We start from the raw sequence: 26,371 nt of genomic DNA on the forward strand, positions 1-26,371 counted from the left end.
GGGCGTGAGGTCTTGGACGAGAAACGCGCGATCGTGGATCGGTGACACGGTTCCCTCGGACATTTGGGCTGAGAGCCTGACCCAAAAGATTGTTGCGCTCGCGCTGGTTGCATGACTCTCGGGATTCCGAAGCATCGGAGCGTGATTCGGAATGTGGACAAAGGAGCATCGAAAGACTTGCGAGCGTGTTGGCGGGCGTTATCCGAGCTACATGACGGATGGCGAATGGGCGCGTTTGGAGCCGTTGATTCCAGCGGCCAAGCCCGGCGGGCGGCCGCGCAAGACCATCATGCGGGAGGCAGTGGACGCCATTCTTTACCTCTGCGCACGGGCTGCCCGCGGCGTTATCTTTCTCGCGACGGATTTCCCGCCGCGCTCTACCGTCTACAACATATTCCGCAAATTCCAGAGGGACGGCGTTTGCCGACAACCTGATCGGATAGTCTCGGCCGCATGGCCGGCGAGGATTTTGCGGTCTGTGCGACACTGCGCCATGCAACGGCGCTTGCGCAGCGGCTGCACCACGCCGTGGCGGCGGAGCCCTTCCAGACGCCGTCGGGGCCGTTGCTTGTAACCGTCAGCATCGGCGGCGCGGTGACCTGCCACTGAAGTGTCATCCAGCGACGCTTAGAGGGAGGCGACAACATGCAAACTCTGCTGGAGCGGGCACATGCATCGACGTCCTCGCCAAGCAGTTGACAACCTCCTAGAAACCAAACCCTCGACACCGCGCCGTTGATTTTGAAAGTTTGATGAAACTTTGAAAGGTCAGGCCAGTGCTCGGACATACTGTCCTGTTCGGCTCTACGACAAGGGCGGAGAAATTGCCCCGCAAGAAATATCAAGACGCAAACCGATCTAGAGGAACCTGGTGGCGCCAGAGATCGAGGCTGCCGTCGTTGCGCTCGCCATCGATCAGCCCGCCTGGGGTCAGGTTCGCATCTCGAACGAGCTTTTGGAGATTACGGATTCCGCTCGATCTGGAACCGGCACGATCTCACCACTTATGAAGCTGGCCAGCCCGCGCAGGGCGATCCATTTTCAATGTTAGGGATCCGTTTACAAATAAGATTCCGCCGAAGCGTTATCGGTGATTTAAGGTTGCTTTCTTAAGCAGGCGGGCAGGCTTGATCCGGGGAAATATGAACGAAACCAGCGCTCTGCAGCGCGCTAGCCTAGCTGATAAATTTATGCGTGCTGCAATGCGGCAACAATGTGGCGGCGGTCTACGAATGTCAACTGTTATTAGTGGGCCAGAGATTGAGCGCGACGAAATCGACCTGCGCTCTAGGGGGCGGTCACTCCACATTGCATCATAGCTTTGATTAAATCGCACTTCATATAAGGTTTTGACGCAAAACGAATTTATCAAACGCAGGCCGACATTGCTCGATATCGTAGCCCGTTGTTATAACAAAAAGTATTCTTCCTTCGTATAAACGCTCGATGAGAGAATTGGCGATGCCGTTCGCAAGGCGGAGATCAACAACTGCGGCGTCATATTTGGTCTTGTCGAGTGCGCGTTTTGCAGACGTTGAGGAATTAGCAATTTCGACATGGGCCGCGCCCGCGTCCAACAGGCAGTTTTCGATGTTCGTCGCGATAAACACTTCCTCCTCAACAAGGAGCACCGATTTACCTTCAAGCACAGCTTTTCCTGAATCGGCGGTAGCGCGATTTTCGACGATTCGAGGGATGAGATGCATAGTGCGCCCTGATTTGTTTTCATCAACATCAGCGCACTAAAACTACCTGAACCCGTTCAGCTGCCTGTTCGGTCTCCGACATAAGTGGCAAATAATTGAAATGCTCAAGGCAGAGTCGCGTTCAGCCGTTCGCGATGCCGTAGCACTCGCACGCGAGGGCCTCGAGCCCCTTGCGGTCAAGCACAACGATGCGGCCCTCGCCGATTTTGAATAACCCCGGCCTGTTCAAGCTGCTTGGCGACCAAGGTCACCGTCGTGCGCCGGACGCCCAGCATTTGCGACAGAAATTCCTGGGTTAGCGGCAGGACATCGCTATCAATCCGATCGCGGGTTTGCAGCAGCCATCGCGCTAAGCGGGCCTCCACGGCGTGAAGAGCGTTGCAGGCCGCCGTCTGCTGCACCTGCGCGAGGAGCGCTTCGCTGTACCTTGCCGTCAAGTTTCTGATGCCCTCGCTTTACTGAACCGCCACCTGGAACGCCGCGCCCTCACTGCGCGATGCCACCAGCGGCGCTTGGACGACCGCCCGCGCAAAACCTTGGCCGACGCCAAACCCGGCCATGGCTCCAACCACGCCTTCGTTTCCGACCGTCGCGGTCTCGATTCCTTGGCCATCCGACATCACGGCCAGGAGCGAAATCATGCCCTCGTGAGGAAAATAGACGAACTCAACGGGCGAGCCGGCCTCTTGCAGGAGTGTCCCAAGTTCAAATGACAGCTCTTTGGAGTGAAGCGCTAAAAGAGATTGATCCGCCGGTGCGAGTGCGGCGAGCAGGCAGTTCCGTCTGCCCCCACTTGAGCGTTCTAATGACATAGCCCTTTTTCCCTGCCCGACCGGTGGGTCCAAATAACCGCAGGGATGAAATGGCTGGCGCGCCGATGAAGCGCCTCCACGGGAATCGCTGAATCGATATAAGCTACGAATAAGGCAGAGTCTGTCGGATATCCGACTTAGCGGGAGAAACTTTCTTGTTTCTCAGAAGTTACGTCTCACCTATCACCGCCCGAACCGTAAAGTCGGCATTCATGAAGCCTCTTCGCATTCTCATCGTGGAGGATTAAACTTTGATAGCCCTCGATTTGGAGGACATGATCGCGCTAGTCGTCCCCGCCTCGGTCTTGATCGAGGGCTCGGTTGCCGGGGCCAAGAAGGCTCTAGGAAGCGTGGACTCTTGGGATTCCCAAGAGCGCCTGGTTGTGATTCAAGGCTGTCTTTTGGAAGGCAGTCATGAGTGTTCTCGACCGTCTTATTCTCCGGGATGATCAGTGGGAGCGGGTGTCGCGCCACATCATCGGTGACGATCGGACGCGCGGATCATCTAGCCGCGACAACCGGATGTTCGTGGAAGCGGTGCTGTGGATCGTGCGGACGGGCTCGCCCGGGCGCGATCTGCCCGAGGCGTTTGGCGAGTGGAACAGCGTCTTTCGCCGCTTCAGCCGCTGGAGCCACAAGGGCGTCTGGCAGCGCATCTTCGCGGCGATGTCGGATGATCCCGACTTTGAATATCTGATCGTCGACTCCACCATCGTTCGCGCCCACCAGCATGCGGCGGGGGCTAAAAAAGGGGGTCTGAAGATCAGGCCATTGGCCGTTCGCGCGGCGGCCTGAGCACCAAAATCCATTTGGCTGTTCGTGGTTTAGGCTGCCCCGTGCGCTTCATCCTGACCGCCGGCCAGAAAGCGACGCGCCCCAGGCTGGGCCATTGATCGAAGGCCTGCCCGCCCAGGCGGTCATGGCGGACACCGCCTACGACGCCGACCACTTCCGTCAGGCGATCGCCGACAAGGGCGCGATCGCCGTCATACCCAACAATCCCTCGCGCGCCCAAAAACACCCGCTGGATAAGCATCTCTACGCCCAGCGCCACCTCGTTGAATGCTGCTTCAGCAAACTCAAACAGTTCCGACGCGTCGCCACCAGATACGAAAAGACGGTGCGAAACTATCACGCCGTCATCGCTCACGCCGCCACAATCCTATGGCTCAGGTAAATGTCCACAGATCCTAGATGATCTCGATTTTGCTTTCCTAGATATAGACGTCACCGACGGAAAAACCTACGAAATCGCGCGCCTTCTTGAACGCAAGCATGTGCCGTTTACGTTTTTATCCGGCTCCCGCCAGTCTGATCTCCCCTTTGAACTTCACAGCGCTCCTTTATTCCGAAGCCGTTTTTTCCGGCTCAGATCAAGCGGGCGTTGCAGGCGGTAGTAAATCGCGAGCGTTGGCCGAGCGCGCTTTAAGCCAGGAGGCGTTGCGGCCTGTGAAGCGAGAGCTGGCCCGACGAATTTGGGCAATTGGATAAGTGGAGTTTCTGCCTGATCGCGGCCAAGATGGCCGCAGCGCAGGAGAGACGATGAGCAAACGACCCCGCCGGAACCACGCACCGGCCTTCAAGGCGAAGGTGGCCTTGGCCGCGATCAAGGGCGAAAAGACGCTGGCCGAACTGGCCCAGCAATTTGATGTCCATCCAAGCCAGATCACACAATGGAAGGCGCAGCTGCTCGAAGGGGCGGCCGGCGTATTCGGATCAGAGATTCGCTCCGAATCCCCTGCGCCAACCGTCGATTTGAAATCCCTTCACGCCAAGATCGGCGAGCTGACGCTGGAGAATGATTTATATGAGCGATCACCTGTCAAGCAGGATCAGGTCATTTTGTTCTCCATCCGTAACGTTTCTTCAGTATCTGGCGTTGGTTTCAAGGTGAGCCGGCGGGCGGAGCTCCGCGCATAGCGGAGCCCGACGGCGCCTCGTCTCGATCGAACGGTAGCGGGATCGACGAATTTTCGTGCGTACGTGCGCCTGGCGCATCAACTTATATCCTGCAGCTCCGTGACGGCTTGCCACAATCCTGCATACACGACCAATGCGTCAAGGTGGCGGGTTCACACTTTTTGCTGGCGCTTATAGCGCCAATCGTATCCACGAACGCGCGCCGCCCGCTCCCCGGACCGCGGCGCGGCCAGGGAACTCGTTAAATCTATCTTATGCCGCAGCCCTAGCTGAGAGGCCGGCCTTCCCCGGTGCGCCATTCTCGGCGCCTTCCGGAATGAGGCCGATTTCGACGTAGCGCCAGAGAGCCACAATCAGCTTCCGCGCAAGTGCGATGAGCATGATCCGCCGGATCCGCGGTGATTGCCCCGCGGCGCGCCCATCATACCATTTGGCGAGAGCGCTCGCCGGTTGATATTTGCGCCACAGCCACGCGACCTCGATCATGACGCGCCGCGCAAGACTGTTGCCGGCTTTGGAAATGCCCTGGCATCTCGTGACTGATCCGCTGTCGTAGGCGCTTGGCGTCAAGCCGAGGCAGGACCCCAATTGCCTCCGATTGGCGAAAGATCGTCCGAAAATCTCCCGCGCAAGGATCGCAGCGCTTGCCGATCCGATGCCGCGCAATTGAAGCAGCATGTTGCGTATGGGCTCGACTGCCGCGTCCTGCGTGTCTGCGGTGTCGCGTTCGGCTTCGACGGCGCGCAATTGCGTGTCGATGAGATCGAGCCGGACGTATTCGCGTTCGAGTTCGGCCTTTAGTCGATCTGCCAGCGGCTGGCCCTCGCCGGTACGGAGGAGTGAAAAATCGATACGCTTCCGGCGAGCTGGCTCGACGCCGCGAATACCCTGCCCAAAGAGAAGCCCCTTGATTCGATTGATATGCGCGGTGCGCTCCCGGACCAATCGCTGGCGTTCCCTATGCGAACGTCGCCCATCCTCTTCCTCAATGCTCGGCACGTTCACGATGGCGCAGACGTGCCGCTCGCCGCGGTCAATCGCGATCAAGGCTCTCAGCAGCATCAACACGTCGATCCGGTCCGTCTTGACGCGCCGTGCGCGTCGGTTAACCTGAAGACTGGCGGGATCGAGAACACGGCAGTCGATGCCGTCCGCCACCAACGATCGCGCTAACCAAAACCCGTCGTATCCCGCCTCGTAGGAGACGAGCAGACGTTCGCCGTTCGAGGCGGCGCGCAATCGCATTAGGAGTTAGGCAAACGAGCAGCCCTTGATGCGGTGAAGGCTCGGTTGAACTTTCCCGGGCCGAAGAATGTCGACGACCCAGGTCTTCTTGCTGAGCTCGATCGCCGCGTAGACCGTCGGCATTGGTTCGCTGTGTATTTTATCGAAAATGGTCGCTCTCCCGGCGAGAAACACGACCGAGTCAAGCGCATCAACCAGCCGCGCTCATAGCATCTTTTTGGGAGGCGCGCTCAGCAAGGCCGGCATGCTGAGCGCAAAGCGATGATCGACCGTTCTCACGATCTGCCGATCGCCAAGCAGGCGAAGGCGCTCGGGATCAGCCGAGGCAGCGTCTATTATCTGCCTCAGCCTGCGTCCGGGGCCGATCTCGTCATCATGCGCCGCATGGATGAATTGCATCTCGACTTTCCGTTTGTGGGTAGCCGGATGCTGCGCGATCTCCTGAACGCCGAAGGCGTCGAAGTCGGCCGCCGGCATGTCGCTACGCTGATGAAGCGCATGGGCATCGAAGCAATTTATCGCAAGCCGAACACGAGCAAGCCGGCGCCGGGGCATAAAATATATCCATATTTGCTGCGCAGGACGAAGGTCGTCCGGCCCGATCACGTCTGGGCCATGGACATAACCTACATCCCGATGGCGCGCGGCTTCGTCTATCGCCGCCGTCGTCGACTGGTTCAGAAGGCGCGTGCTTTCTCATCGCGTGTCGATCACGATGGAGGCCGACTTCTGCGTCGAAGCGCTTGAGGAGGCGTTAGAAAAACATGATCGGCCGGAGATCTTCAACACGAACCAGGGGTCGACTTTCACCGGCGCGGCTTTCACGGACGTTCTCCTCAAAGCCGGCGGCGCCATCAGCATAGACGGCAAGGGCTCATCGCGCGACAATGTCTTTGTCGAAAGGCTTTGGCGATCCGTCAAATACGAGGAGGTCTACCTCAAAGCTTACGAGACGGTGGCGGAAGCACGCGCCTCAATAGCAAGTTACCTTCGTTTTTATAATTCCAGGAGACCACATTCCAGCCTTGACCGGCAGACTGCTGATTCCTGGCGAAGCCGCCCATCATAACGAGATGATGTCGCCCACCATAACGGAATGATGCCGCCCACCCATTACGAGATGATGCCGCCCACCGGGACGGGATAATCCCGTCTGGGGTCTGAACGGCACGAGCGCCTCCGCTGTCCAGTTAAGCTTGCGCCTTTGGCCGCCTCAGGGAGCGACAATGCCGGCGGAAAGAGTTGCGATGCGCCAGGCGCGCGAGATCATTCGTTTGAAGTTTTCAGCCAGCGTCCCGACGCGGGAGATCGCGCGGCGTCTTGGCCTTGCGCCTTCGACGGTTCGAGAGACATTGAAGCGCCTGGATGGCGCCGGGCTGGCTTGGCCATCGCTGGAGGACATGAGCGACAGCGACCTGGAGGCGGCGCTTTACGCCAATCGCTGCAGCAAACGTGGGCATCGCCGCCACCGCGAACCGGATTGGCCTGCGGTCCACCAGGAGCTGAAGCGCAAGCACGTCACGTTGATGATCGTCCGGGACGAATATATCGCTATCAATCCCGTCGGTTACAGCTATTCGCGGTTTTGCGAACTCTATCGCGGCTTTGAATCGAAGCTGTCGCCGACGATGCGGCAGACACACGCGGCCGGCGAGCGGCTGTTCGTCGATTACGCCGGCAACGGCGTACCGGTGGTGATCGACCGGCTGACCGGGGAATTGCGCAAGGCGCAAATCTTCGTCGCGGTGCTTGGCGCATCGAGCTTCACTTTCGCGCACGCAGGCTGGACGCAGGCGCTGCCCCACTGGATCGACTCCCATATCCACGCCTTGGCGGCGATCGGCGGCGTTCCGCAACTGCTCGTGCCCGACAACACCAAGACCGCCGTCATCAAAGACTGTCATTATGATCCGCGGATCAACCGCACCTACGCCGAAATGGCGGCGCATTGCGGCGCCGCCATTTTGCCGGCAAGGCCCAGAAAGCCGAGGGACAAAGCGAAAGTCGAGCAGGGCGTGCTCATCGTTGAGCGCTGGCTTCTCGGGGGGCTGCGCCACAAAATCTTTTACAGCCTTGCCGAGGTCAACGCGGCGATTGCGGATCTGATGACGCATCTCAACGAAGAGCGGCCGATCCGCCGGCTGGGCGTGACGCGCCGACAATTGCTGGAGGAAATCGATCGTCCGGCGCTCAAGTCTTTGCCGGACGAGCCTTACGAGTTCAGCGAATGGCGGACCTGCCGCGTCGGCATTGATTATCACGTCGAGGTCGCCGCGCATTATTACAGTGTGCCGCATCGCTTCGCCCGCGCCGAAGTGGAAGCGCGTCTGACCGTCCGGACGATCGAAATCTTCCTGAAAGGCGAGCGGATCGCCGCGCATCTGCGCGCCAGCGGCAATCACGGACATACCACCGTTGCCGAGCACATGCCGTCGAGCCACCGGCGTTATGCCGGCTGGACGATCGAGCGCATCCGCACTGAGGCACGCCAGATCGGCCCGGCGACTGCGGCTTTGTGCGAACTGATCCTCGAAGCGCGCTCGCATCCCGAACAGGGTTTTCGCGCTTGTCTGGGCATCGTCCGGCTGGTGCGCCCCTTCGGCGCCAACCGCCTGGAAGCCGCCGCCGACCGTGCCATCGACATCGGCGCGCGTACCTACGCTTCCGTCAAATCCATCCTCGACAAAAATCTCGATCGGCGTCCTGCGCAGAAGCGGTGCCCGGACGCAGCGCCGATCCTCCATCCCAACATCCGTGGCCCGCGCTATTACAATCAGGAGAGACGACTTGCTCAAACATCCAACCCTCGACCAGCTTCACGTCCTTGGTCTCCACGGGATGGCCAAGGCCTTCGTCGAAATCGCCGCCAACGGCGAGGCCGACGGGCTCGGCCATCCGGAATGGCTGGGCCTCCTGCTCGACCGCGAGGCGTCCTTGCGGCAGGACAAGCGCTTTGCGGCGCGGCTGCGCATCGCCAAATTGCGCCAGCTGGCCTGCGTCGAAGATATCGACTACCGCACGCCGCGCGGTCTTGACCGCGCGGTTTTCCAGAAGCTTGTCGGCGGCGACTGGATCGACGCCCACGACAATTTGGCTTTGGTTGGCGCCACTGGCGTCGGCAAAAGCTGGTTGGCCTCGGCTCTCGGCAACAAGGCTTGCCGCGACAACCGCTCTGTCCTTTACCAGCGCGTACCGAGGCTATTCGAGGAACTCGCGCTGGCGCGCGGCGACGGGCGCCATCCGCGCCTTCTGCGCTCCCTCGGCCGAGCCGATCTCCTGATCTTGGACGATTGGGGGCTGGAGCCGCTCGACGCCGCCGCCCGGCACGATCCGCTGGAAGTCCTCGAAGAGCGCTATGGCCAACGATCGACCGTCATCACGTCGCAGCTTCCCGTCGACCGCTGGCACGAAATCATCGGCGATCCGACTTACGCCGACGCCATCCTGGACCGTCTCGTCCACAACGCCCATCGCATCGAACTGACAGGCGAGAGTATGCGCCCGCGCAAAGCAACCAAAGAAGGCTTGACCCGACACCATCGTCAGTGACAAAAAAACATCGGCCAGCAAGGCGCGCGACCGGGCGGCATCATTCCGTTACGGTGGGCGGCATCATCCAGGAATCCCTGGGCGGCATCATCCCGTTTTAGACGGGCGACATCGTCAGAATCCGCACCTGATTCTTTGATTGCGGTGCGAAATGTCGGCACGGAACGGCGAGGAGGCTGCGGACGCCAGCCTTTGGTCATGGCGCGAAGTCGATGTCGGGGCGTTCAAGGACGCCCGACTCGGTCGGCGGTTTGGCGATCTGCTCCACCGATTGAGCGAAGGGATGGGCGGCAGCATTCCCTTTGCCTGCCAGGATTGGAGCAACACCAAAGCCGCCTATCGATTTTTCTCGAACCCAAGGGTGCAGGAAGGCCAAATCCTCAATGGCCATTTTGCGGCTACCCGCGGCCGTTACTTCGAAAGCGACGCACCCAGCATCCGCAAGGTCGGCCGGACAAATCTCGGACGACGCACTTGCCTGGCATTCATTTGCCAATGCTGTTCCGGCTCATCGATCAGGCGCAGCGGCAGTTCCGCGGGCCTGAAAAAAGCGGAATATCCACAGCACTCGCCGCCGCATCGATTTTCTCCATGCCGGCGCACCAGACATGGCGCAGCCGACTGAATCGCTGCCTGACGACCTGGCTTCCCTGAAGGCAATGCTGCTCGCCGAGCGGCCGCAAACGCCGATCATCGGGAACCTAACGCCGCCCGCCAGCCTTTGCATCGTTGAAGGCGGCGACCACTCGTTTAAGGTTCCGAAAAAGGCTGCTGCGTCACAGGAGCGAGTTAACAATTTTGTTATTGATGAAATCGAGCGTTGGTTGCGTAACACCGCGACTTGAAAGGAAACGAAACCTGAAAAGGCTGACATTAGCGCTGTGGCGCGAACCTTCCGCGAGAGCGCAACGACTGCGGGGCTCGTAGCTTCCTGTAATCGTGGTCAGTTCCATTTCGAAAGATTTTGAGTACGCCAGGGGTCGCGCCAATTCTCGATCGCCGCTTCCACATCAAGGCGAATTGAGGAAATTGGTTTTGAGGTTTCGAAATAGAGTCGCAAGCCGTGATTTGGCTCCCGCCAATGGGCGCTATCGTTTCTCGCACTGAACCGAGATGGCGCCCGAAACACGCCTACTCGGTCAGCGTGGCGCGCAAGTCGGCCGGATCTGCATAAACGCCAGAGCTTGAAATGCGAGGTGTTGATTCTTGCGAACAAAATGCTGAATTAGCAACGCGCCGCGCAACCGACGTTGACACTTAGCGACTTTTACGGCGCATCCCCCGCAAAGCGCGCGCTAAGAAGATAAATCGGAACAAAAAAAGGAGCGCTCCCCGGTTTTTCTTGGCGCTTTCATGTATAGTATCTCATGTGGCTTAAGCTACACACAGCAAAACAAATTCGAGGTAATCATGAAATGCCCTCATTGTGCAGTTCATTTCTACGAAAATTGGCAGCAGCAACCTTTTTGCCGGGGAGGTATTAAGGATGCACTTTTTGATGGCCCCCCCGAAGCTCCAAAGAGCCAATGGGCGTATCAAACTGCTCAATGCCCAAAATGTAACGAAGTCACGATTGAAATTACAAGAGTTCTAGGTGGAACTCCACTGGAAGATTGGCGGCAAGTGCACCCAATCGGCTCGAGTCGTGGCCCTGTTTCTAAAAAGGTGCCTGCCAACATCGTTAAAGATTACGATGAGGCGTGCAGTGTGCTCACAATCAGCGCGAGAGCTTCAGCCGCTTTGGCGCGCAGTTGCCTTCAAAAAATGCTTCGTGCCCATAGCTATAAAGCGCGAACACTTGCGCTAGAAATTGATATGCTACTCAACGCACTTAACAAGGGACTCTCAACTAAATTGCTGCAGACCATCGCTGAAATTAAACATTTCGATAATTTTTCAACCCATCCTACTGATGACGAGACAACCCTCCAAGTGATTGATGTTGAGTCTCATGAAGCTAATTGGTGCCTTGAGATAATTGAGGAATTGTTCGATCACTTTTATGAAGAGCCTGCGCAGGCCAAGGCCAGAACTGAGGCGTTAAATGCGAAGTTGATGGCAGCCGGCTAGACGCGATTTAATGATATCGTGGACGCGCGGATAGCGTTCGTGTCGCAATGACATTAATTAGGTCCCGTTGACAAATAGGATTCCCCTGAGGGCAAGGTTCTGATTCAAGGTCGCTTTCTCAAGGAGGCGGGCTTGATTCGGGGGTTGATGTCGGATGCGGAATGGGCGTGTTTCGAGCCCTTGGTCACGGTTCGCGGCGCGCATAGCGGCCGTCCCGCAAAAGATCACCGGCTTGTGCTGGACGGAATTTTCCGGATTGCCCGCACCGGCGCGCAATGGCGGGATCTGCATGAGCATTTCGGCAAATGGTCGTCGGTCTATCGACAGTTCCGGCGCTGGACGCTTGGTGGGCTGTGGGAACTCCTTCTGGACGCCCTGAACGAGACCGAGGCCGTTGGCGAGACCGTGCAGATGATCGACTGGACCATTGTCCGGGCGCATCATTGCGCCGCCGGCGCTAAAGGGGAACTCCGCGTCAGGGTCTTGGGCGCTCAAGAGGTGGCATCACGACAAAGATTCACCTCCGCACGAATGGCCAAGGCTTGCCCATTGCCGCTGAGATCACCGCCGGCGAGGTCTCGGATTATTCGGGCTTCGATCCGTTGATGGAAGCGGAGGGGCCGGAAGCCAAAGTCCTGCTTGCCGATCGCGGCTATGATTCTGATCATATTCGCGAAACGCTGCGGAGAAGGGGCGCGGCGAGCGTCATCCCGACGCGCAGGAACCGCAAAATTCAGATCCCGGTCGATGGGCACATCTACGCCCTGCGCAACCGCATCGAGCGATGCTTCAACAAGCTCAAGAACTCGCGAAGGCTGGCGACCCGCTATGATAAAACCGCAGCGAGCTATCTCGGCTTCGTCCAAATCGCTGCGATTAGGGTTTGGACAAGCGCATTTGTGAACAGGACCTAGATTTCGGGGGCGGCTCACCTTGCGATGGAGTTCAGTTCACAACGAGGGCGTTCTCGGGGGCAAGGTCACCGGTATCGGCGAATTCCACGCTGGGAAGATCGCCGCGGGTTGGGCCGAACAGAAGACTGGCCGCGCCATAATGACTTTTCCCATGGCGTTGGGACGTCGCGGGCAGCGCCTCGGTCAGGCTTCGATGCGCACACCCTTCCAGAAGCCTATTTTTCCGGCCATGCTTTGCGCCGCTGGCTTTGGATCGGGATAATACCAAGCAGAATCGTCGTTTTTCTTTCCGTCGACGACGAGGGAGAAATAATGGGCTTTGCCCTTCCAAGGGCAAATGGTCTGCGTTTCGCTCGGCTGAAGGTATTCATTGCACACAGCTTCGGGCGGAAAATAATGATTGCCTTCCACGATCTCGGTATAATTGGATTAGGCGATGACCGTTCCGTTCCAAATGGCGCTGACCATCATCTTCTCCTCGATCGCCCGCCTTGGCGCTTCCGCTTCCGACCAGCGAAGCTCTCCATAAATAATTGCACAAGTAGTTAGATCCAAGGTGCACGGCGAACCATTCCGCCGTCAGAAGGATCGCTGACGGCGTACGACCCGACGACAATTCAGCAATGGCTGGCGAACGATGGCTCTGTCGCCAGACGCTTTTCCATGCAAAACAGCCAGTATGGCTACGGTTCTCGTTGTCACACGCCCAAATCTTGATCGTGTTTGGCGGCTTTCAACGCCGCTGAAGACGGGCGCTCGGAGTTCGTATGAACGCGTCAATTTCCGCTATGGCGGCGGCGGCTTTTACGCGGGATCGGCGCTGATCGCTCTCAGGCATCATGTTCGCCTGGCGGCGACGCTCGCAGACGACGCGCAAGGGCGCGCCTTTCGCAGCGACTTGATCAAGGCTGGGTTCGACGTAGAAAACGTGCGGATGGTTGCTGGCCGGACCATTCCTGTGGAAGTGCTGATCGACCCCTCGGGGGAACGGACGATTATCGGTTCGGCGTCAGCGGAACATGCGATCGTCGCGCATATCCCGCTCGACGGAGTCGACGCGCTTTATGTCAACGTGCGGCACATCGAGCCGGGCCTGATGAAGGCAGCGGCCGACCGCTGTCTTGTTGTGGCGCAAGCGCCGCTGGAGGCCGACGAACTCCGTCCGTGCCACGTTCTGGTCGCCTCCCGCAGCGATCTCACACCCGCCCAACCAAATAGACGCGATGACTACTGGCAGGAATTATCATGAACGGGATCTCGCTATCATAAAATCGCGATTGGCGACCATGCGCTCAATCCAGAAACTCTCATGCTTGGGTATGGTTATGATCCCGCTCTTTCGGAAGGGTCCGTCAAACAGCCTGTGTTCCTGACGTCCACCTTTGTCTTCCGCACTGCGGAAGAGGGTCGCAATTTCTTCGATTATCTGGCCGGACGCCGCACGGTTCCTCTCGACCGCCAGGCTGGTCTCATCTATTCGCGTTTCAATCATCCAAACCTCGAAATTGTCGAGGATCGCCTTGCGATATATGAAAACGCCGAAGGCGGACTGGTGTTTTCCTCCGGCATGGCGCCAATCGCCACCGCAATCGTGGCTTACGTCAAGGCGGGCGAGTGCATCTTGCACAGCCGCCCACTTTATGGGGGGACCGAGGTCCTCATCGACAAGACACTTGCGCGGTTGGGAATAAAAGGCGTCGGCTTTAGGGATGGCCTTGACGAAGCAGGTATTCGCGATGCCGCCGAACGCGCCGTGAGTGAAACCCGCGTCGCCATGATTTTCATCGAGACGCCGTCGAATCCAATGAACACCCTTGTCGATATTTCGCTCGTCCGGCGGATCTCGGAGGAAATTGCGCTCAAACAGGGATCACGGCCGATCGTGTGTTGCGACAACACGCTTCTCGGGCCGGTCTTCCAATCGCCGCTCGAACATGGCGCTGACTTGTCCGTTTATTCGCTGACAAAATATGTTGGCGGCCATAGCGACCTCATCGGAGGCGCGGTCATTGGCTCCGCGAACGATCTCAAGCCAATTCGCGTCATGCGCAGCGCCATCGGCACACAGCTCGATCCACATTCCTGCTGGATGTTGAGTCGCTCCCTCGAAACATTGACGCTTCGGATGGAGCGGGCCGCGAGCAACGCCGCGAAAGTCGCGGAATTTCTTTCACGTCATCCGAAAGTGGCTACGGTTCATTATCCTCCTCTCCTGCCCGTCGATCATCCCACTCGCGTTCTGATGGGAAGACAGTTCACATCGGCGGGATCGACGTTTTCATTTGACCTCAAAGGAGGTGAAGCAGAAGCCTTCGCATTTTTGTATAGGCTCCAGGTTTTTAAGCTTGCGGTGAGTCTGGGCGGGACAGAATCATTGATCTGTCATCCCGCGACGACCGTGCACTCCGGCCTTCCAGAAAACGACCGTCGGGAAATCGGCATTACTTCAGCCTTGATTCGCATGTCGATCGGAGTTGAACATCCCGATGATCTCATCGCCGACATCGAGCAAGCTTTCCAATGAAACAGACGAACAACTGGCGCAAGGAGGAGTTTCATGGCGGGATCGGTTCGTTCTTGATGCAGATCAACAATCGCAGATGAGCATTGGTGGTTTGCACCTGATTCCGCCGTGTGCGCGATCTCGAACTTCGGCGCAACGAGGGTTGGAGACGTGATCGCCTTCAGAATTCCCGACCTTGAACAGGAGTTCTTGACGCCATCGAAAAGTAGATCGCGTTTTGCTTCACGGAGAAATTCTGCTTGCGGCCGATAGCACCTAGGTGGCATGGACCGATCAGGGGATTTTTCCCCTCGCTCAATCCTGCACGTGTGGGACGAGCCACTGCAATCGCTAAAATCGGACATGGGGTCTAACGAATATTTGAGGCTCGGGAGGAGCCGGCAAGCGGCGACGCGGGAGCGCCTCACCCGCCCAGCGCCTCGGTTCGCCAAAGGAGCCCGCCCAACCTGATCTTCCTAGCGAAATCTGAATGGAGCGCTTGTTATGTCACGCTTGGTGGCGGCGAAGGCCTATGGCCGGCAAAAACCAAGAAACAGGTCGCCGATCGCTTTGCGCATGCGCAGCGTGAGCCAGCGTCTCCGGCGGTGTTCGGGGCGATCATGGATCAAGTGGCAGCGCTGACAAAGCGCCTTCAAATTTCGTGGCCGGTTGTTGGTGGGATCATGGTCAAGGTGCGGTCGCCGGCACCACTTTTGTCCTGCGAATCAGGACGTCGTCGATAGCCTGAACAACGTGGGGCCTTCCGCGTCCATTACGCCAAATCTGTGCTTCCTCGTCCCACCATCGCCCGTCGCCCAAATGACTGATTTCGCGGCGCGTCAGTTGTCCCTGAAGGTACGCAGGCGATCGCCTTCACGCTCGGTGGCCGCGCGGTCCGCGGCTGACCATCCGGCTGCCATCAAAACAGCTTGAGCTCCGATTCGATTCGTCTCGCTTTCCACATAGAAAGATCGGCGACACGACTTATCGGAACGCCAAGCAATTCGGCTTTGATTCGATCGATGTCCGCGAAAATCTGCGGCGTCTTCGTACCCCGTCCACTTTATCGACGCCTTTGTCGATGGGCGCGATTTGAAGGCCGCTGGTTTCCAGCCGTTCGAGCCCAACGCGACAGGCCGTCCGGGCTTCGCGCCGGCCGATCTACTCAAGCTCTACATATATGGCTATCTCAACCGGGTGCGGTCCAACCGCCGTCTCAAGGCCGAGTGTCATCGCAACATCGAGTGATGACCTTTTTCTTGCTTGGTCCTATCAAAGGCCGATCGCAATGAAACGTTTGTAGACGCCGTCTCTTTTGGCCTGCAAGTGCTCGGTCGTCCGGTCGTTTTTACGGCGATCTTCGGCCCCGGCTTCTCGATCACGCCGGATTATCAGAACACGTTCAAGGATTGGCCTTGGTATGCGTTGCTGTCGATTTTTCTCGTCGACGAAGATATGCTTCATTATTGGTGGCATCGGCTTGGGCACACAAATTATACGTGGGTTTGGCATCGCGCTCACCATTCGGCGCCGTACATGGGCGTTCGGATTTCTTTCCGGAACGGGTTTCTCTATTCATTCTTCATGCCGAATATCTGGACAGGCGCCGTCTTTGTTTTTCCGGGCGCTGGCGGATTCGCCGTCTTATATGGCCTTGTAAAGGCAACGGTGATTTTTGGCGCCCACAGCGAACTGCTGTGGGATCAATATCTCTATCGGTCAAAATGGCTCTCGCCCCTTGCATGGATTTTGGAAAGGACGATTTGGACGCCGGCGACGCATTTCTCCCATCACGCGGCAAGCGAGGACTATGGCGTCGGCCACTACAGCGGCAACTTCGGCATCCTTCTGTTCCTCTGGGACGTCCTTTTTGGCGCCTCTCTGATCATCCGCAAATATCCGCCGGCTTTCGGGTTAGACAGCGACCGGGTTTTCGGCCCAGAGCGCTGGTTCGTTCAATTATTCTTCCCGCTTTTCAGATCGAAGCGCGAAAACTCCGATTTCAACTACCCAATCCTTGGCTTTCGCGGTTCATTGACGGAAACGCCGAGCACTCCGGTCAGGTAGATCGGCGCCGTTAACGCAACGACATGGCTTCGCAGCCCCCTCGCTCGGTCAATAATGTGCGGCGGCGGTTCCGGCTTTTGGCCCCCGAAAATAGATCGAGGTCGATGCGCGAAGTCCTAGGGAATCCGTGGGCCAACTGCTTACCCTCGGCCCGCTTTTCTGCTAAATTGCCATGCATGAGCGCATTGCCTAAGATCCCGGTCCGGATGACCGCTGCGGAGTTCTTCGCCTGGAACCCGCCCTCGCCACAGCTTTGGCAGCTAGTCGACGGCGAGCCGCAAGCAATGGCTCCAGCCAATCGCACCCATGGCGCAATACGAGCCGAACTCGGTCGGCTCATTGCTAACTATCTTGCTGATCGCTCCAGCCCATGCAGCGTCATAACCACGCCCGGCGTGATCCCTCGCGTTCAGTCGGACACGAACGCCGCATCCCCGACCTTGCCGTCACTTGCTCGGGCTATGACGCCGAGGAAAGCGCGCTCGCGAATCCCGTTCTATTGATCGAAATTCTCTCGCCGAGCAATCAGGCGGAAACCTGGGCCATCGAAGCCGGCGAGCTTACGCTCGAAAGTATTGGCTTCAGTATTCCTCTCGCCGCCGCTTATCGGACGACGCGGCTGTCGGCGAACAAATAGCGCGGAAGCGGCGAAACGTCTCGGTTAACGGGAAATATGAACCGTTTCGTTCGACCCGAAGATGCGCTTCTCATGATGCGCCAGATACGACGCACGAATATCATCCGTGGTAAAGGCCAAGAAACAGGTCGTCGATCGCTTTGCGCATGCGCAGTGTGAGCCAGCGCCGCCGGCGGTGCCCCGGGCGATCATAGATCATGTGGCAGCGCTGACAAAGTGCTTTGAGGTTTCGCGGCCGGTTGTTGGTGGGATCATGATCAAGGTGCGCCGTCGCCAGCACCACTTTTGTCCTGAGAACGGGGACGGCGTCGACAGCCAGCGCAAGGCGAGGCAAGCCGCGTCCCCGTCCATCGCGCCAGGTTAGAGCGTCTTCGTCCCACCATCGCCCGTCGCCTAAATGCCGGATTTCGCGGCCATGCGGCCCGCCGCATGTTTCGCAACGCCCCTTCGCCCGCTCAAACCGGATCATCGCCGACAGCTGCGGCCAATCGACAGGATAATACCATTTGTATTCCGGCCGGATCGGCATCAGGCGACGTTCTCCGGCCAGAAGCACTCGAACCGGAAACAGGAGGACCATGCCGTCCGTGCAGTGCCCCGCGTTTCACCCGACACGCTGGCTACTGGGCCTGAGCTCGGATAAACTCCGTGGGGAGCGCATCCTGAGCGCTGAATGAGGATGGATTTCGTTGTAATCGTCGATCCATCCGGCGATCTGCCGGAGCGCTGTTTGGGCGTCCGGCAAGGTGTTGATGCGAACATAATCGCGCTTGAAGGTTTTGACGAACGCTTCCGACATCCCGTTCGATTCCGGACTGCGCACAGGCGTAAAACACGGGATGAGGTTCAAGGCCGCCGCGAAGTCTCTGGTCTCCTTGGCCGTGTAAGGGCTGCCGTTGTCGGAAAGATGCTCGATCGGGGTTGGCGCTCTCACTGTCCCGAAACGCTTTTCGACGGCGTCCAGCATCATGTCGCGAACGTCCGAGCCGCTGATCCCGGCGCCGCAGACGGCGGTCCAGGCGATAATCTCACGGTCGAAAGCGTCGATGATGAACGCCATCCGGACGACATCGCCGTTCCAGCAGGAAAACTCCAGGCCGTCGGAACACCAGCGCAAATTCGAGCGCATGACCATGATCTTGCCGTCGTGGGCGCGACCTTGCCGGCGCGCCGTGTGGCGCTCCAGAAGCAACCCTTGACGCTGCATGATCCTATGGACCCGCTTCCTGTTGGCCGGCGGCAGACCTTGCTGCGCCCGTTTCCGGTTCACCAGCGCGGCGATGCGGCGATAGCCATAGGTCGGCCGCTCATCGACGAAGCCGCGGATGAGCGGCAGCAAGGCGTCGTCCTCAGCCTTCATATAGGGACCGCGCGACGGCGTCTTGCCGCGCGCTTTCTCGACCAGGTTGGAGCGCGAAACGCCGAGCGCTTCGGCGACGCGCTTCATCGGGAACCACCTTTGGGCGACGACAGCAGCCGCAAGGTCGGTTTTTTTGCGTGCGCCTTGGCCAGCGCCTCGCGGAGGATCTCATTCTCCATGGTCTTGCGGCCGAGCAAGCGCTCCAGCTCGCGCACCCGCTCCTCGAGCTTGCGGACCTCCGAATTGCCGACGACGGACTCGTCCGATCCCACGGCGGTCGCGCCTCCCTCGCTCATCAGGCGCCTCCAGCGATAGAGAAGATTCGCCGCGACGCCATGACGTCGGGCGATCGATGAGACCGTCTCGCCCGGCTCAAAACTCTGCTCGATGATCCGCAGCTTTTGCTCCGTCGACCAATACCGCCGACGCGCCGTCCCCGTGATCAGTTCAATGCGCTGATAATCATCCGACATAAGCCTATCATCAAGGATATCCTTGAGCCTTCCTGCTTACGCCAGTTGTCCGGTCGAAAAGGGGGGCGGTTCAGTCCGGCATTTGCGGGTTTGTCTGCCAATCTTGACCATGGATAAGAAATCCTGGTCAGCATGGCGCGGACGCCGCCGCCTATCGTACAGGATTTCATCGATCGCTCACCCCCGGAAAAGAGCGAAATAAACCACATAGAGCCAGCTCAAAATTCCATCGATGATCGCCCACAAGATCGAATGGTTCTCCGAATAAGAAATGGTGATGGCCAGCGCCGAGCCAAAGCCAACTCCATATTTGCCCCTTCGACGCGAACCCCATAATACCGGCTTTCATTCATCTCGTTCTCCTTGCGCCATGATGATTGAGGAACTGATGCTCGAGCTCGTCGACGGCCGCGGCGTCGCCATGAAACTGCGTTCCTATGAACACAGCGGCGACAAAGATTATTCGATCGCCGCGCAATAGCGGGTGGGCCGCAGGCGCCATTCCTTACAAGCGCTGCGTTGAATGTCAGTCGACTACACTTCGCCTAAGCTAACGTTCAAAGGCGAAAACTTTTCGCCAGTCGTTCCTCATGCTGACGATATGCCAGCCGTTCTTTGTCGCTTCGTCGTAGAGGGCTTGGGTGAACGTTCCGACCTTCGTGTCGGGCAGCCCTTGGGCCGGGCCATAGGCGTACTCGCGCGCGGCGTCGTCATGGAGCACAAGCAGCGCCGCGCGCGCGCCGTCGCCCCCCTTGGTATATTCCAGCATTTCGCGGTCGCCGGTCGAGTTGCCGAAGGCGATCACGGGACGCGCGCCGATCTCCAGATGGATGCCTTCCGGCTTGCCCGCGAAATTGTCGTTGAGCAGCAGCCGCGGCTCCTTGGTAAGGATCGGCTTGCCGCTTTTGTCGTAGCCGTATTTCACGCCGCCCGCCGTGCCGACGACCTGATCGGGCGGAATGCCATAGACTCGATACGAATACGTCCGCACGAAATCCTGGCCGCCGCCGGTGACGATGTAGGTTTTGAAATCCTTGGCCCGCAGATAGCGCATGAGCTCGAGCATCGGCTGATAGGTGAGCTCGGTGTAGAGACGGTCCCAGCGCGGATGTTTCGCAACCGCAATCCATTTCTCGACATCCGCCCTGAATTGGTCCACAGTCATGCCAAACAGCGTCACGGTGGCGATCTTTTCGAGGTCTTTCAGCGATAACTTCGCGATCGCCTCGCGATCGCCCGAGAGCACCGTCCTGAACGGCTCGACGTTCTTGAGTTCCGGCCGCGCCTTCACAACTATAGGCACCCGTTCCAGACAATAGACGACCTGGGTGTAGATCGGATGCTCGACCCAGGTCGTGCCGTCCTGATCGAAGGTTGCGATGCGCGCTTCTGGAGTGACGAAGTTGGGGCTCGCCTGATCGGTGGTCGCCTTGACGAGATCGAGGATTACGTTTTTGGATGGCCCATCGACCCATGACGGCAGCGGATCGTCCGGCGCAGCGGCTATAGCCTGCGTCGAAAGAGACAGTTTTGACAAAGCGGGCGCGCCGGCCAATCCCGCGAGAAGCGCGCGGCGGCTTATTCGAGAGAACGCTTTCTTGATAGCCATATCAGGCTCCTATTGGATACGGACCAGCGGCGTCCGCAACCGACTCCATGTGTCTTTAAAATCGCGAGATTGAAAGACGCGGAAGGCGAGCGGACGCGATCGGGCCCCGCAACAAGCGATTGAGCGCTCGAAAGCTCAGTCGCTCGGATGCCCGGCTTTCTTCATCGCGTCCAAGATCCCGGTCAGATTGTAGGTCTCAGGCGCCTGCAGCGGCGGGAAATCTTTGTAAGATTCGAGTTCTTTCTGCCAGAGCAATTGGCCAATGGGCAGCATGTTCCAGTCATAAATAAACGCGGTCATCGGGGCTGCGAGCGCGCCGCTCAACCCGGCGACCGTCTTCTGGCTTTCACCGACAGCCTGCTCAAACGGATCGCGCTTGATGTTCTGGACCAAGGTGAAGTGGAACGGGGTGAGGGGCAGAATCCAACCCGTCGCTCCCGGTTGAGACATCGTGTAATACATCTTCCAATTCTTGTAGCGCACCGCGGAAGGCGTGGCGCCGGAGAAATAGAAGAAGACGTCACGCGCCGATTTTGCTGACTTGCCTTCGAGATAGTCGCGCTGGTCAAAGCCGTCGAGAGTCGTCTTGACGATGCCAGGGTACTTGCCGGCCTCGATCTCTTTCTTTAAGTCGTCGCCCTTCGGGCCTCCCGCTATGTCGACAAGCGTCGGCAGCCAGTCCAGCGCCGCGAAGAGCTGGTTATGAATCGTTCCGGGCTTGATGTGTCCCGGCCAGCGGACAACCTGCGGCGCCCGGTAGCCGCCTTCCCAGGCCTCGCCTTTCTGGCCCTTGAACGGCGTAACGCCTCCATCCGGGAAGGTGATCGCCTCCGCGCCATTGTCGGTGGTGAAGACGACAATCGTATTGTCGAGTTCGCCCATGTCCTCCAGTTTCTTCAGCACATATCCGATGTTGTCGTCCATCTGCTTCATGCCGGCTTCATTAACGCCCCAATCCTTGCCGCCTTTTTCGCCCAGCATGGCCTCATACTTCGGCGGCAACACGGTCGTGACATGCATGCGCGCCGGATTGTACCAAACGAAGAAGGGCTTGTTTGTTTTCTTCGGATCGTTGCGGTCGAGGAAGTCGACGACCTTCGCCGAGATTTCCTCATCGACCGTTCGCGAACGATCCAGCGTCAGCGGGCCTTCGTCCTTGCAGGACTGGTTTTTCTCCGTGCCGTCGGAAGAATGGCACCACAGAACGTTGCGCGGCGGCGTCAGACAGGTCGTCGTCATCGGGTCGACTGCGCCCGGAACCTCCGGGACGCCGGGAATCGGCGTGTTCTTGCACGGCGGGGCGACGGTCTGCTCGGTCGGCGATTTATTGATGTCGGGGAAGCTTACCTGCTGCATCGCGTCGAGATGGTAGAGGTAGCCCCAATATTCCTCAAAGCCATGCGCCGTCGGCAGGGCGGCGGTGTGGTCGCCGAGGTGGTTCTTGCCGAACTCCCCGGTCGTATAGCCAAGGTCATGCAGGAACTTCGCGAGCGCCGGGGTGCCGGGGCGCAGATAGGACGGACTGCCCGGCAGTTGCGGCGGGATCATCCCCGTGCGCAAAGGATACATTCCGGTGAAAAAAGCGTTGCGGCCGGAGGTGCAACTCTGCATGGCCACATAATCCATGAAGATCGAGCCTTCCTGGCCGATCCGGTCGATGTTGGGCGTCTCGCCGACCATCAGGCCGCGATGATAGATGCTCGGCTGCATCCAGCCGATATCGTCGCCCATGATGAAGAGAATATTGGGCTTCTTCTCGCCGGAATCCTGCGGCTGAGCTTGCGCCGCTGGTTGCGCCCGCGCGGGGGTCTGCTTTTTCGTCTGCGCCTGCGCCCCACCGTCTAAGAAAAAGGTGGTCAATATAACTGCGACGGCGAATCGGCCAAGAGTTCGTCTTGATTCCGTGGGCATCGCATTTCCCTCCTGATTTTGAGTTTCTTGATGTAAATTGAGACGTTTAGCCCACTTAATTCGGCTCGCTGTTACGCAAAAGCTATACAAAATCCGAAGGTCTTGCACATCGCAATTTCGTGAAAAAAAGGAGGACTCGAACGGACAGTAATTGCTAGTTTTGTTCAATCGTTCTGATTTGGGTCTAGGGTCAGGCAATCGATTCGATCGTCGTGTGGCGCTGACGCCACAGCCAAGCTTAAATCCAAAGTCTTGCTCTCTCCTCTCTGTCTTTGGGTTGACGGCTTGCGCCGATAAAGTCACGACTCGAGATGAGGTTCGCCAAACAGTCGGCCACGGTCTCAATGACATGATTCATGCTCGCGACGAGATTTGGACGCTAAAAAGTAGGGCACATCTTCAGCGCTCGGCCGTCATGGCGACAAAACATTTGCGGACATTAAGTCTTTTGATCGTCGCCGCCCTGGCGCTGGCGGGATGCTCGAGCGTGAAGGGATTTCTTGTCCCCATACCCGCCGATTATGATGCGCCCGGAACATCGCACGTCGAGATGGTGGTGGCCACGACGCGTACGAAAGCCGCGTCGCCGGCCGTGATGTTTTCAGGGGGGCGGGCTTCTGAGCCTTCCTTTGCGGACATGATCGTTTCGATTCCGCCGGACGCAAATCGCAAAATCGGTCAGGTGCAGTGGCCTCAGCACCTTCCCGGCAATCCGGCTGTCGATTTCGTGACCCTCAAGGCCGATATCGTCGATAAGAGTACGGCGATCGGCGCCTTTTCGCGGCTGCTGCGTCAAGCACGCAAAAAAGAGGCTCTGGTTTTCGTCCATGGCTTCAACCAGCGCTACGAAGACGCTGTCTATCGCTTCGCGCAAATTTTACACGATTCCGGAGCTGACGCGGACGTCGCGCCGGTCCTGTTCACCTGGCCTTCGAAAGGCAGTATTTCCTCCTATCTCTATGACAGAGATAGCAATAACTATTCTCGCGACGCACTCGAATCGCTTTTGCGATCTTTGGCGAAAGATCCACAGGTCGAGAAGATTTCTATTCTGGCCCATTCGATGGGCAACTGGGTGACATTAGAAGCTTTACGGCAAATGGCTATCCGCGATGGGCGCGTCGCTGCAAAGATTAAATTGGTTCTCCTTGCAGACGCCGATGTCGATGTCGGGATTGCGTCTCAACAGATTGCCACGCTTGGACCTAATCGACCCCATATCGTGCTCTTCGTATCCGAAGACGACCGCGCGCTCGCGGCGGCGAGAGATTTGTGGCAAGCGCCGCGGTTAGGCGCTATCGATCCCAATGTCGAGCCTTACAAAGGCAAGCTTGAACAGGAAAAACTTTCAGTCATCAACATGACCCACCTGCCTTCGCATGATGAATTCAACCACGGCAAATTCGCTGAGGACCCACGGGTCGTCGAACTCATCGGGCGTAGTCTGGCCTCGGGGCAGACGCTCACCGATTCGCGCGTCAGCTTGGGCGAGACAATCATGCGGACCACGGGGGGCGCCGCATCTTCCATTGGTCATGCCGCAGGTCTGGCAATTTCTGCGCCCATCGCGATTATCGATCCAGAAACGCGGGATCAATTCGGTGATCAGCTCGATGAGTTTGGTCGGTCGGTTGAACAGATCGGACCCGGATCGTTTCATTGACGCAGGCGTCGGGTCTGGCCTCTGTCGCGTCCCGAGATCGCGTTCGGCGTTGGACATCAGGTCGCGGGTGAAGGCTTTGATGTCGGCCGCGAATAGGGTCGGGAGACCGCGGCCGAGGCGTTGAGGCAGTTTCGGCTGCGAAGCCGAAGCTTGCTCGTCGCGGCCGAAATTGGTCGCGTGGAGCGCGTCCGGAGAGACTAGATTATTTGTGCTGCTGATGGCCGTTTTGGGTGGCCTTCCGCCAGTCCGCTTACGAGTCGCGATGAACCAGACATTCTGTTTCGGCCGGATGGCCGAATGCATAGGAAGGTCACATTTTTGCCGTTCGCTTCGTAAGCATCTTGTGCTTGCAAAAGAGCTGTGCGCGGAGCCGCAACCTTCACATTGGGACGTGCTCAGAAATGGCGGTATTCATTTAGGCTGATCCGAAGGTCAAGCCGCGGATGAAGACCTCCCATTTCCCACCAGCGACGCCAGCATTTGACGCAGAACATCGGCGGGGACCGGCTTGTGCAGCATGGCGAAGCCGCTCCTGGAGACTCCGCAAGCCGTTCCTCACCCGTGTCGCCCGTGACAATCACGGTCGGAATTTTGCGTCCGGCTCGGCGCGCGATTTCCGCCGCCGCGCCGTGCCGGTCAGACCGGGGCCAAGCCGATGGTCAGCAACGACGGCGTCAAATCGCCAGTTCTTCAGCGCGCCGTGGTCAAGCGCTTTCCTCGCCGGTGGCCACGGCGAGAATTTCATATCCCCAAAGGGGTCAGCAGGAGTTCATAGCCTTGGCGAACAATGGCGTTGTCTTCGATGAGAAGGATGCGGCCGCCAGGATCGTCGGGCGCCGACTTGGCAGCGATGTCGGCCACGGTGGTGCGGTCCAGCGGAAGAAGAAGCGAAAAGCGAGAGCCATGTCCGAGCCTTGAGCTGACCTGCAACTCGGCTCCAATCAGACGGGCGAGACGGGAAACGATCGCCAGGCCGATACCCAAGCCCAAGCCGCTGTCGCGCGCTGGATTGTTGAGCTGCCGGAACGCCTCAAAGATTTCTGCCTGCTGATCGGCGGGAATACCCGTGCCCGTGTCGATGACATCGAGCCTGACATTATCGCCGCGTTGGCGCAGGCTGAGACGCCGCTATCTCAAGTTTTCGCCGCCTCCCTCGCGCGGCGGGAATCATGAATCAGATGTCAGCCGATTTCCGAAATCCCAATTCGATTCAAATCGTTCGGAGCCCGCTCTAGTGCGACGAACACCGTAGCGTTTTTCGTCAGTCCAGCGAGGCACAAAGCAAACATTTGATCGATTAGCGGCGATGGGCCTTGCGCGGCTTCAGCTATAAGTCGAGGGTGGCAAAACTGCATGCAAGCGCTTTGAATGAGAATCGCAGTAAGGTCTGCGTCTCCAATTGCGAACTTTCCTTCTGACATGCCCAGACCGATGATACGGACGAGGGAATTTCCGATGGTCTTTGTGTGACTTGTAACCACCTCCCAACGCTCGTCGTACGCCGTAACCAGCAACTCGTGGAGTTTCGGCCTACATTCGGATTGGTGCGTGTGAAAATTATAAATCGCCGCTATGGAACGTCGCAGCCGGTCGCTCGCCGAGCCGAAGCTTCCACCGATTTGCTCCACGAGGGCTTCGATTTCCGCGAGCTGGCGGCGCGCGACTGCTGAATTGATTTCAGCTTTCGAGTCAAAAAATCGATAAATGTTTGCTGGAGACATCTTCAGTTCACGGGCGATATCGGAGACCGTCGTCTTCCTAAATCCGAGTTCTCCGAACAAGAGTTCGGTTACATCGACGATTCTTGTAGATATATCACGTTTTACGAGTGTCGCTAAGGCCATGTGCTACTCCTACCATTAAACGGCGATCATGGCGCAGATACCGTCATGGTGTAGCTTTTAAGTGCCATCAATTAGCTTGCTTTCAAAC

General features: G+C 58.3%; 22 protein-coding genes and 9 pseudogenes. 19 read left to right on the forward strand and 12 right to left on the reverse strand.

The window, feature by feature from the left end; all coding sequences use genetic code 11:
- Positions 1-211: 211 nt before the first annotated feature.
- From BM177_RS21140 to BM177_RS20660, 3 genes and pseudogenes are all read left to right on the forward strand, one after another.
- Positions 212-418, forward strand: a pseudogene (locus BM177_RS21140) (transposase); the annotation flags it as partial.
- A gap of 35 nt (positions 419-453) precedes the next feature.
- Positions 454-609, forward strand: coding sequence for a hypothetical protein (locus BM177_RS21145; protein WP_425284401.1), 156 nt, complete (start codon positions 454-456; stop codon positions 607-609).
- Between the two features lie 193 nt (positions 610-802).
- A pseudogene (locus BM177_RS20660) lies at positions 803-1,005 on the forward strand (IS481 family transposase); the annotation flags it as partial.
- Positions 1,006-1,337: 332 nt separating this feature from the next.
- On the opposite strand, the gene BM177_RS13140 reads toward BM177_RS20660, so the two are convergent.
- The 3 genes from BM177_RS13140 to BM177_RS20370 form a co-directional block, all read right to left on the reverse strand.
- Positions 1,338-1,706: a response regulator gene (locus BM177_RS13140; protein WP_091683182.1), complete on the reverse strand. Its 369-nt coding sequence runs from the start codon at positions 1,704-1,706 to the stop codon at positions 1,338-1,340.
- A 176-nt stretch (positions 1,707-1,882) separates the two neighbouring features.
- Positions 1,883-2,143: a Crp/Fnr family transcriptional regulator gene (locus tag BM177_RS20365; protein ID WP_210185908.1), complete on the reverse strand. Its 261-nt coding sequence runs from the start codon at positions 2,141-2,143 to the stop codon at positions 1,883-1,885.
- Positions 2,144-2,161: 18 nt separating this feature from the next.
- Positions 2,162-2,518, reverse strand: a complete 357-nt coding sequence (locus BM177_RS20370; protein WP_210185909.1) for a cyclic nucleotide-binding domain-containing protein — start codon at positions 2,516-2,518, stop codon at positions 2,162-2,164.
- Positions 2,519-2,932: 414 nt separating this feature from the next.
- Between BM177_RS20370 and BM177_RS13150 the strand changes: the two are divergent.
- Positions 2,933-3,695 (forward strand): annotated as a pseudogene (locus BM177_RS13150) (IS5 family transposase).
- Between the two features lie 365 nt (positions 3,696-4,060).
- A pseudogene (locus BM177_RS13155) lies at positions 4,061-4,333 on the forward strand (transposase); the annotation flags it as partial.
- Positions 4,334-4,690: 357 nt separating this feature from the next.
- Here the strand turns inward: BM177_RS13155 and BM177_RS13160 are convergent.
- Positions 4,691-5,683, reverse strand: coding sequence for an IS110 family RNA-guided transposase (locus tag BM177_RS13160; RefSeq protein ID WP_244532304.1), 993 nt, complete (start codon positions 5,681-5,683; stop codon positions 4,691-4,693).
- Between the two features lie 216 nt (positions 5,684-5,899).
- On the opposite strand from BM177_RS13160, the pseudogene BM177_RS13165 reads away from it, so the two are divergent.
- From BM177_RS13165 to BM177_RS13195, 7 genes and pseudogenes are all read left to right on the forward strand, one after another.
- Positions 5,900-6,752: pseudogene (locus BM177_RS13165) on the forward strand (IS3 family transposase); the annotation flags it as partial.
- A 178-nt stretch (positions 6,753-6,930) separates the two neighbouring features.
- Positions 6,931-8,457: pseudogene (gene istA, locus BM177_RS13170) on the forward strand (IS21 family transposase); the annotation flags it as partial.
- 13 nt (positions 8,458-8,470) lie between these two features.
- Positions 8,471-9,232 (forward strand): IS21-like element helper ATPase IstB, encoded by a 762-nt coding sequence (gene istB, locus BM177_RS13175; protein WP_091683185.1) that lies wholly within the window; start codon positions 8,471-8,473, stop codon positions 9,230-9,232.
- Positions 9,233-9,383: 151 nt separating this feature from the next.
- Positions 9,384-9,857: an IS4/Tn5 family transposase DNA-binding protein gene (locus BM177_RS20665; protein WP_091683187.1), complete on the forward strand. Its 474-nt coding sequence runs from the start codon at positions 9,384-9,386 to the stop codon at positions 9,855-9,857.
- Entirely contained in the window at positions 9,841-10,077 is a 237-nt protein-coding gene (locus BM177_RS13185; protein ID WP_091683190.1) for a hypothetical protein, read from the forward strand. Before BM177_RS20665 ends, BM177_RS13185 begins: the two co-directional genes overlap by 17 nt.
- Before the next feature lie 508 nt (positions 10,078-10,585).
- Positions 10,586-11,302: a DUF4145 domain-containing protein gene (locus tag BM177_RS13190; protein ID WP_091683192.1), complete on the forward strand. Its 717-nt coding sequence runs from the start codon at positions 10,586-10,588 to the stop codon at positions 11,300-11,302.
- Between the two features lie 147 nt (positions 11,303-11,449).
- A protein-coding gene (locus BM177_RS13195; RefSeq protein ID WP_425284400.1) for an IS5 family transposase occupies positions 11,450-12,216 on the forward strand; the annotation gives its coding sequence in 2 pieces (ribosomal slippage) (positions 11,450-11,762 and positions 11,762-12,216; 768 coding nt in all).
- Positions 12,217-12,399: 183 nt separating this feature from the next.
- On the opposite strand, the gene BM177_RS13200 is transcribed toward BM177_RS13195, so the two are convergent.
- Positions 12,400-12,627: a DUF427 domain-containing protein gene (locus BM177_RS13200; RefSeq protein WP_244532305.1), complete on the reverse strand. Its 228-nt coding sequence runs from the start codon at positions 12,625-12,627 to the stop codon at positions 12,400-12,402.
- A gap of 268 nt (positions 12,628-12,895) precedes the next feature.
- Between BM177_RS13200 and BM177_RS13205 the strand changes: the two genes are divergently transcribed.
- Positions 12,896-13,465, forward strand: coding sequence for a carbohydrate kinase family protein (locus tag BM177_RS13205; RefSeq protein ID WP_091683198.1), 570 nt, complete (start codon positions 12,896-12,898; stop codon positions 13,463-13,465).
- A gap of 18 nt (positions 13,466-13,483) precedes the next feature.
- Positions 13,484-14,740: pseudogene (locus tag BM177_RS13210) on the forward strand (cystathionine gamma-synthase family protein); the annotation flags it as partial.
- 509 nt (positions 14,741-15,249) lie between these two features.
- On the opposite strand, the pseudogene BM177_RS20670 reads toward BM177_RS13210, so the two are convergent.
- Positions 15,250-15,547 (reverse strand): annotated as a pseudogene (locus tag BM177_RS20670) (hypothetical protein); the annotation flags it as partial.
- 228 nt (positions 15,548-15,775) lie between these two features.
- On the opposite strand from BM177_RS20670, the pseudogene BM177_RS19560 reads away from it, so the two are divergent.
- The 3 genes and pseudogenes from BM177_RS19560 to BM177_RS20675 all read left to right on the forward strand — a co-directional run.
- Positions 15,776-15,964 (forward strand): annotated as a pseudogene (locus tag BM177_RS19560) (transposase); the annotation flags it as partial.
- An 81-nt stretch (positions 15,965-16,045) separates the two neighbouring features.
- Complete coding sequence (locus BM177_RS13220) at positions 16,046-16,786, forward strand: sterol desaturase family protein (RefSeq protein WP_139223622.1); 741 nt, start codon at positions 16,046-16,048, stop codon at positions 16,784-16,786.
- A 370-nt stretch (positions 16,787-17,156) separates the two neighbouring features.
- Positions 17,157-17,423 carry a hypothetical protein gene (locus BM177_RS20675; protein ID WP_091683206.1) on the forward strand — a complete coding sequence of 89 codons (267 nt, stop codon included), beginning with the start codon at positions 17,157-17,159 and terminating at the stop codon, positions 17,421-17,423.
- Positions 17,424-17,523: 100 nt separating this feature from the next.
- Here the strand turns inward: BM177_RS20675 and BM177_RS13230 are convergent, their stop codons facing one another.
- Positions 17,524-17,952, reverse strand: a complete 429-nt coding sequence (locus BM177_RS13230) for a hypothetical protein (protein WP_091684356.1) — start codon at positions 17,950-17,952, stop codon at positions 17,524-17,526.
- A 75-nt stretch (positions 17,953-18,027) separates the two neighbouring features.
- A protein-coding gene (locus tag BM177_RS13235; RefSeq protein ID WP_425284399.1) for an IS3 family transposase occupies positions 18,028-19,256 on the reverse strand; the annotation gives its coding sequence in 2 pieces (ribosomal slippage) (positions 18,028-18,932 and positions 18,932-19,256; 1,230 coding nt in all).
- 277 nt (positions 19,257-19,533) lie between these two features.
- On the opposite strand from BM177_RS13235, the gene BM177_RS20075 reads away from it, so the two are divergent.
- Positions 19,534-19,737 carry a hypothetical protein gene (locus BM177_RS20075; protein ID WP_175492603.1) on the forward strand — a complete coding sequence of 68 codons (204 nt, stop codon included), beginning with the start codon at positions 19,534-19,536 and terminating at the stop codon, positions 19,735-19,737.
- A 69-nt stretch (positions 19,738-19,806) separates the two neighbouring features.
- Here the strand turns inward: BM177_RS20075 and BM177_RS13240 are convergent, their stop codons facing one another.
- Together BM177_RS13240 and BM177_RS13245 are read right to left on the reverse strand one after the other, a co-directional pair.
- The gene (locus BM177_RS13240; protein ID WP_091683211.1) at positions 19,807-20,865 is read right to left on the reverse strand and encodes an HAD family hydrolase; all 1,059 of its coding nucleotides are present in this window, start codon (positions 20,863-20,865) and stop codon (positions 19,807-19,809) included.
- Positions 20,866-21,000: 135 nt separating this feature from the next.
- On the reverse strand, positions 21,001-22,596 hold the full coding sequence (locus BM177_RS13245) for an arylsulfatase (protein WP_244532312.1): 1,596 nt from the start codon (positions 22,594-22,596) through the stop codon (positions 21,001-21,003).
- A gap of 331 nt (positions 22,597-22,927) precedes the next feature.
- Between BM177_RS13245 and BM177_RS13250 the strand changes: the two genes are divergently transcribed.
- The gene (locus tag BM177_RS13250; RefSeq protein WP_244532307.1) at positions 22,928-24,439 is read left to right on the forward strand and encodes an alpha/beta hydrolase; all 1,512 of its coding nucleotides are present in this window, start codon (positions 22,928-22,930) and stop codon (positions 24,437-24,439) included.
- A gap of 741 nt (positions 24,440-25,180) precedes the next feature.
- On the opposite strand, the gene BM177_RS13255 is transcribed toward BM177_RS13250, so the two are convergent.
- Positions 25,181-25,555, reverse strand: a complete 375-nt coding sequence (locus tag BM177_RS13255) for an ATP-binding protein (protein ID WP_091683219.1) — start codon at positions 25,553-25,555, stop codon at positions 25,181-25,183.
- A 65-nt stretch (positions 25,556-25,620) separates the two neighbouring features.
- Entirely contained in the window at positions 25,621-26,283 is a 663-nt protein-coding gene (locus BM177_RS13260; RefSeq protein WP_091683221.1) for a TetR/AcrR family transcriptional regulator, read from the reverse strand.
- Positions 26,284-26,371: the final 88 nt, after the last annotated feature.

Source organism: Methylocapsa palsarum (assembly GCF_900114285.1).
Lineage (GTDB): Bacteria > Pseudomonadota > Alphaproteobacteria > Rhizobiales > Beijerinckiaceae > Methylocapsa > Methylocapsa palsarum.

Coding starts and splice junctions, on each gene's coding strand:
- BM177_RS20665 (WP_091683187.1), top strand. CDS start 9,384: ATGTCGGCACGGAACGGCGAGGAGGCTGCGGACGCCAGCCTTTGGTCA.
- BM177_RS13260 (WP_091683221.1), bottom strand. CDS start 26,283: ATGGCCTTAGCGACACTCGTAAAACGTGATATATCTACAAGAATCGTC.
- BM177_RS13185 (WP_091683190.1), top strand. CDS start 9,841: ATGGCGCAGCCGACTGAATCGCTGCCTGACGACCTGGCTTCCCTGAAG.
- BM177_RS21145 (WP_425284401.1), top strand. CDS start 454: ATGGCCGGCGAGGATTTTGCGGTCTGTGCGACACTGCGCCATGCAACG.
- BM177_RS13245 (WP_244532312.1), bottom strand. CDS start 22,596: ATGGGCGACGATATCGGCTGGATGCAGCCGAGCATCTATCATCGCGGC.
- BM177_RS13140 (WP_091683182.1), bottom strand. CDS start 1,706: ATGCATCTCATCCCTCGAATCGTCGAAAATCGCGCTACCGCCGATTCA.
- BM177_RS13240 (WP_091683211.1), bottom strand. CDS start 20,865: ATGGCTATCAAGAAAGCGTTCTCTCGAATAAGCCGCCGCGCGCTTCTC.
- BM177_RS20370 (WP_210185909.1), bottom strand. CDS start 2,518: ATGTCATTAGAACGCTCAAGTGGGGGCAGACGGAACTGCCTGCTCGCC.
- BM177_RS13160 (WP_244532304.1), bottom strand. CDS start 5,683: ATGCGATTGCGCGCCGCCTCGAACGGCGAACGTCTGCTCGTCTCCTAC.
- BM177_RS20075 (WP_175492603.1), top strand. CDS start 19,534: ATGGCCAGCGCCGAGCCAAAGCCAACTCCATATTTGCCCCTTCGACGC.
- BM177_RS13230 (WP_091684356.1), bottom strand. CDS start 17,952: ATGCCGATCCGGCCGGAATACAAATGGTATTATCCTGTCGATTGGCCG.
- BM177_RS13205 (WP_091683198.1), top strand. CDS start 12,896: ATGGCTACGGTTCTCGTTGTCACACGCCCAAATCTTGATCGTGTTTGG.
- BM177_RS13190 (WP_091683192.1), top strand. CDS start 10,586: ATGTATAGTATCTCATGTGGCTTAAGCTACACACAGCAAAACAAATTC.
- BM177_RS20675 (WP_091683206.1), top strand. CDS start 17,157: ATGCAGCGTCATAACCACGCCCGGCGTGATCCCTCGCGTTCAGTCGGA.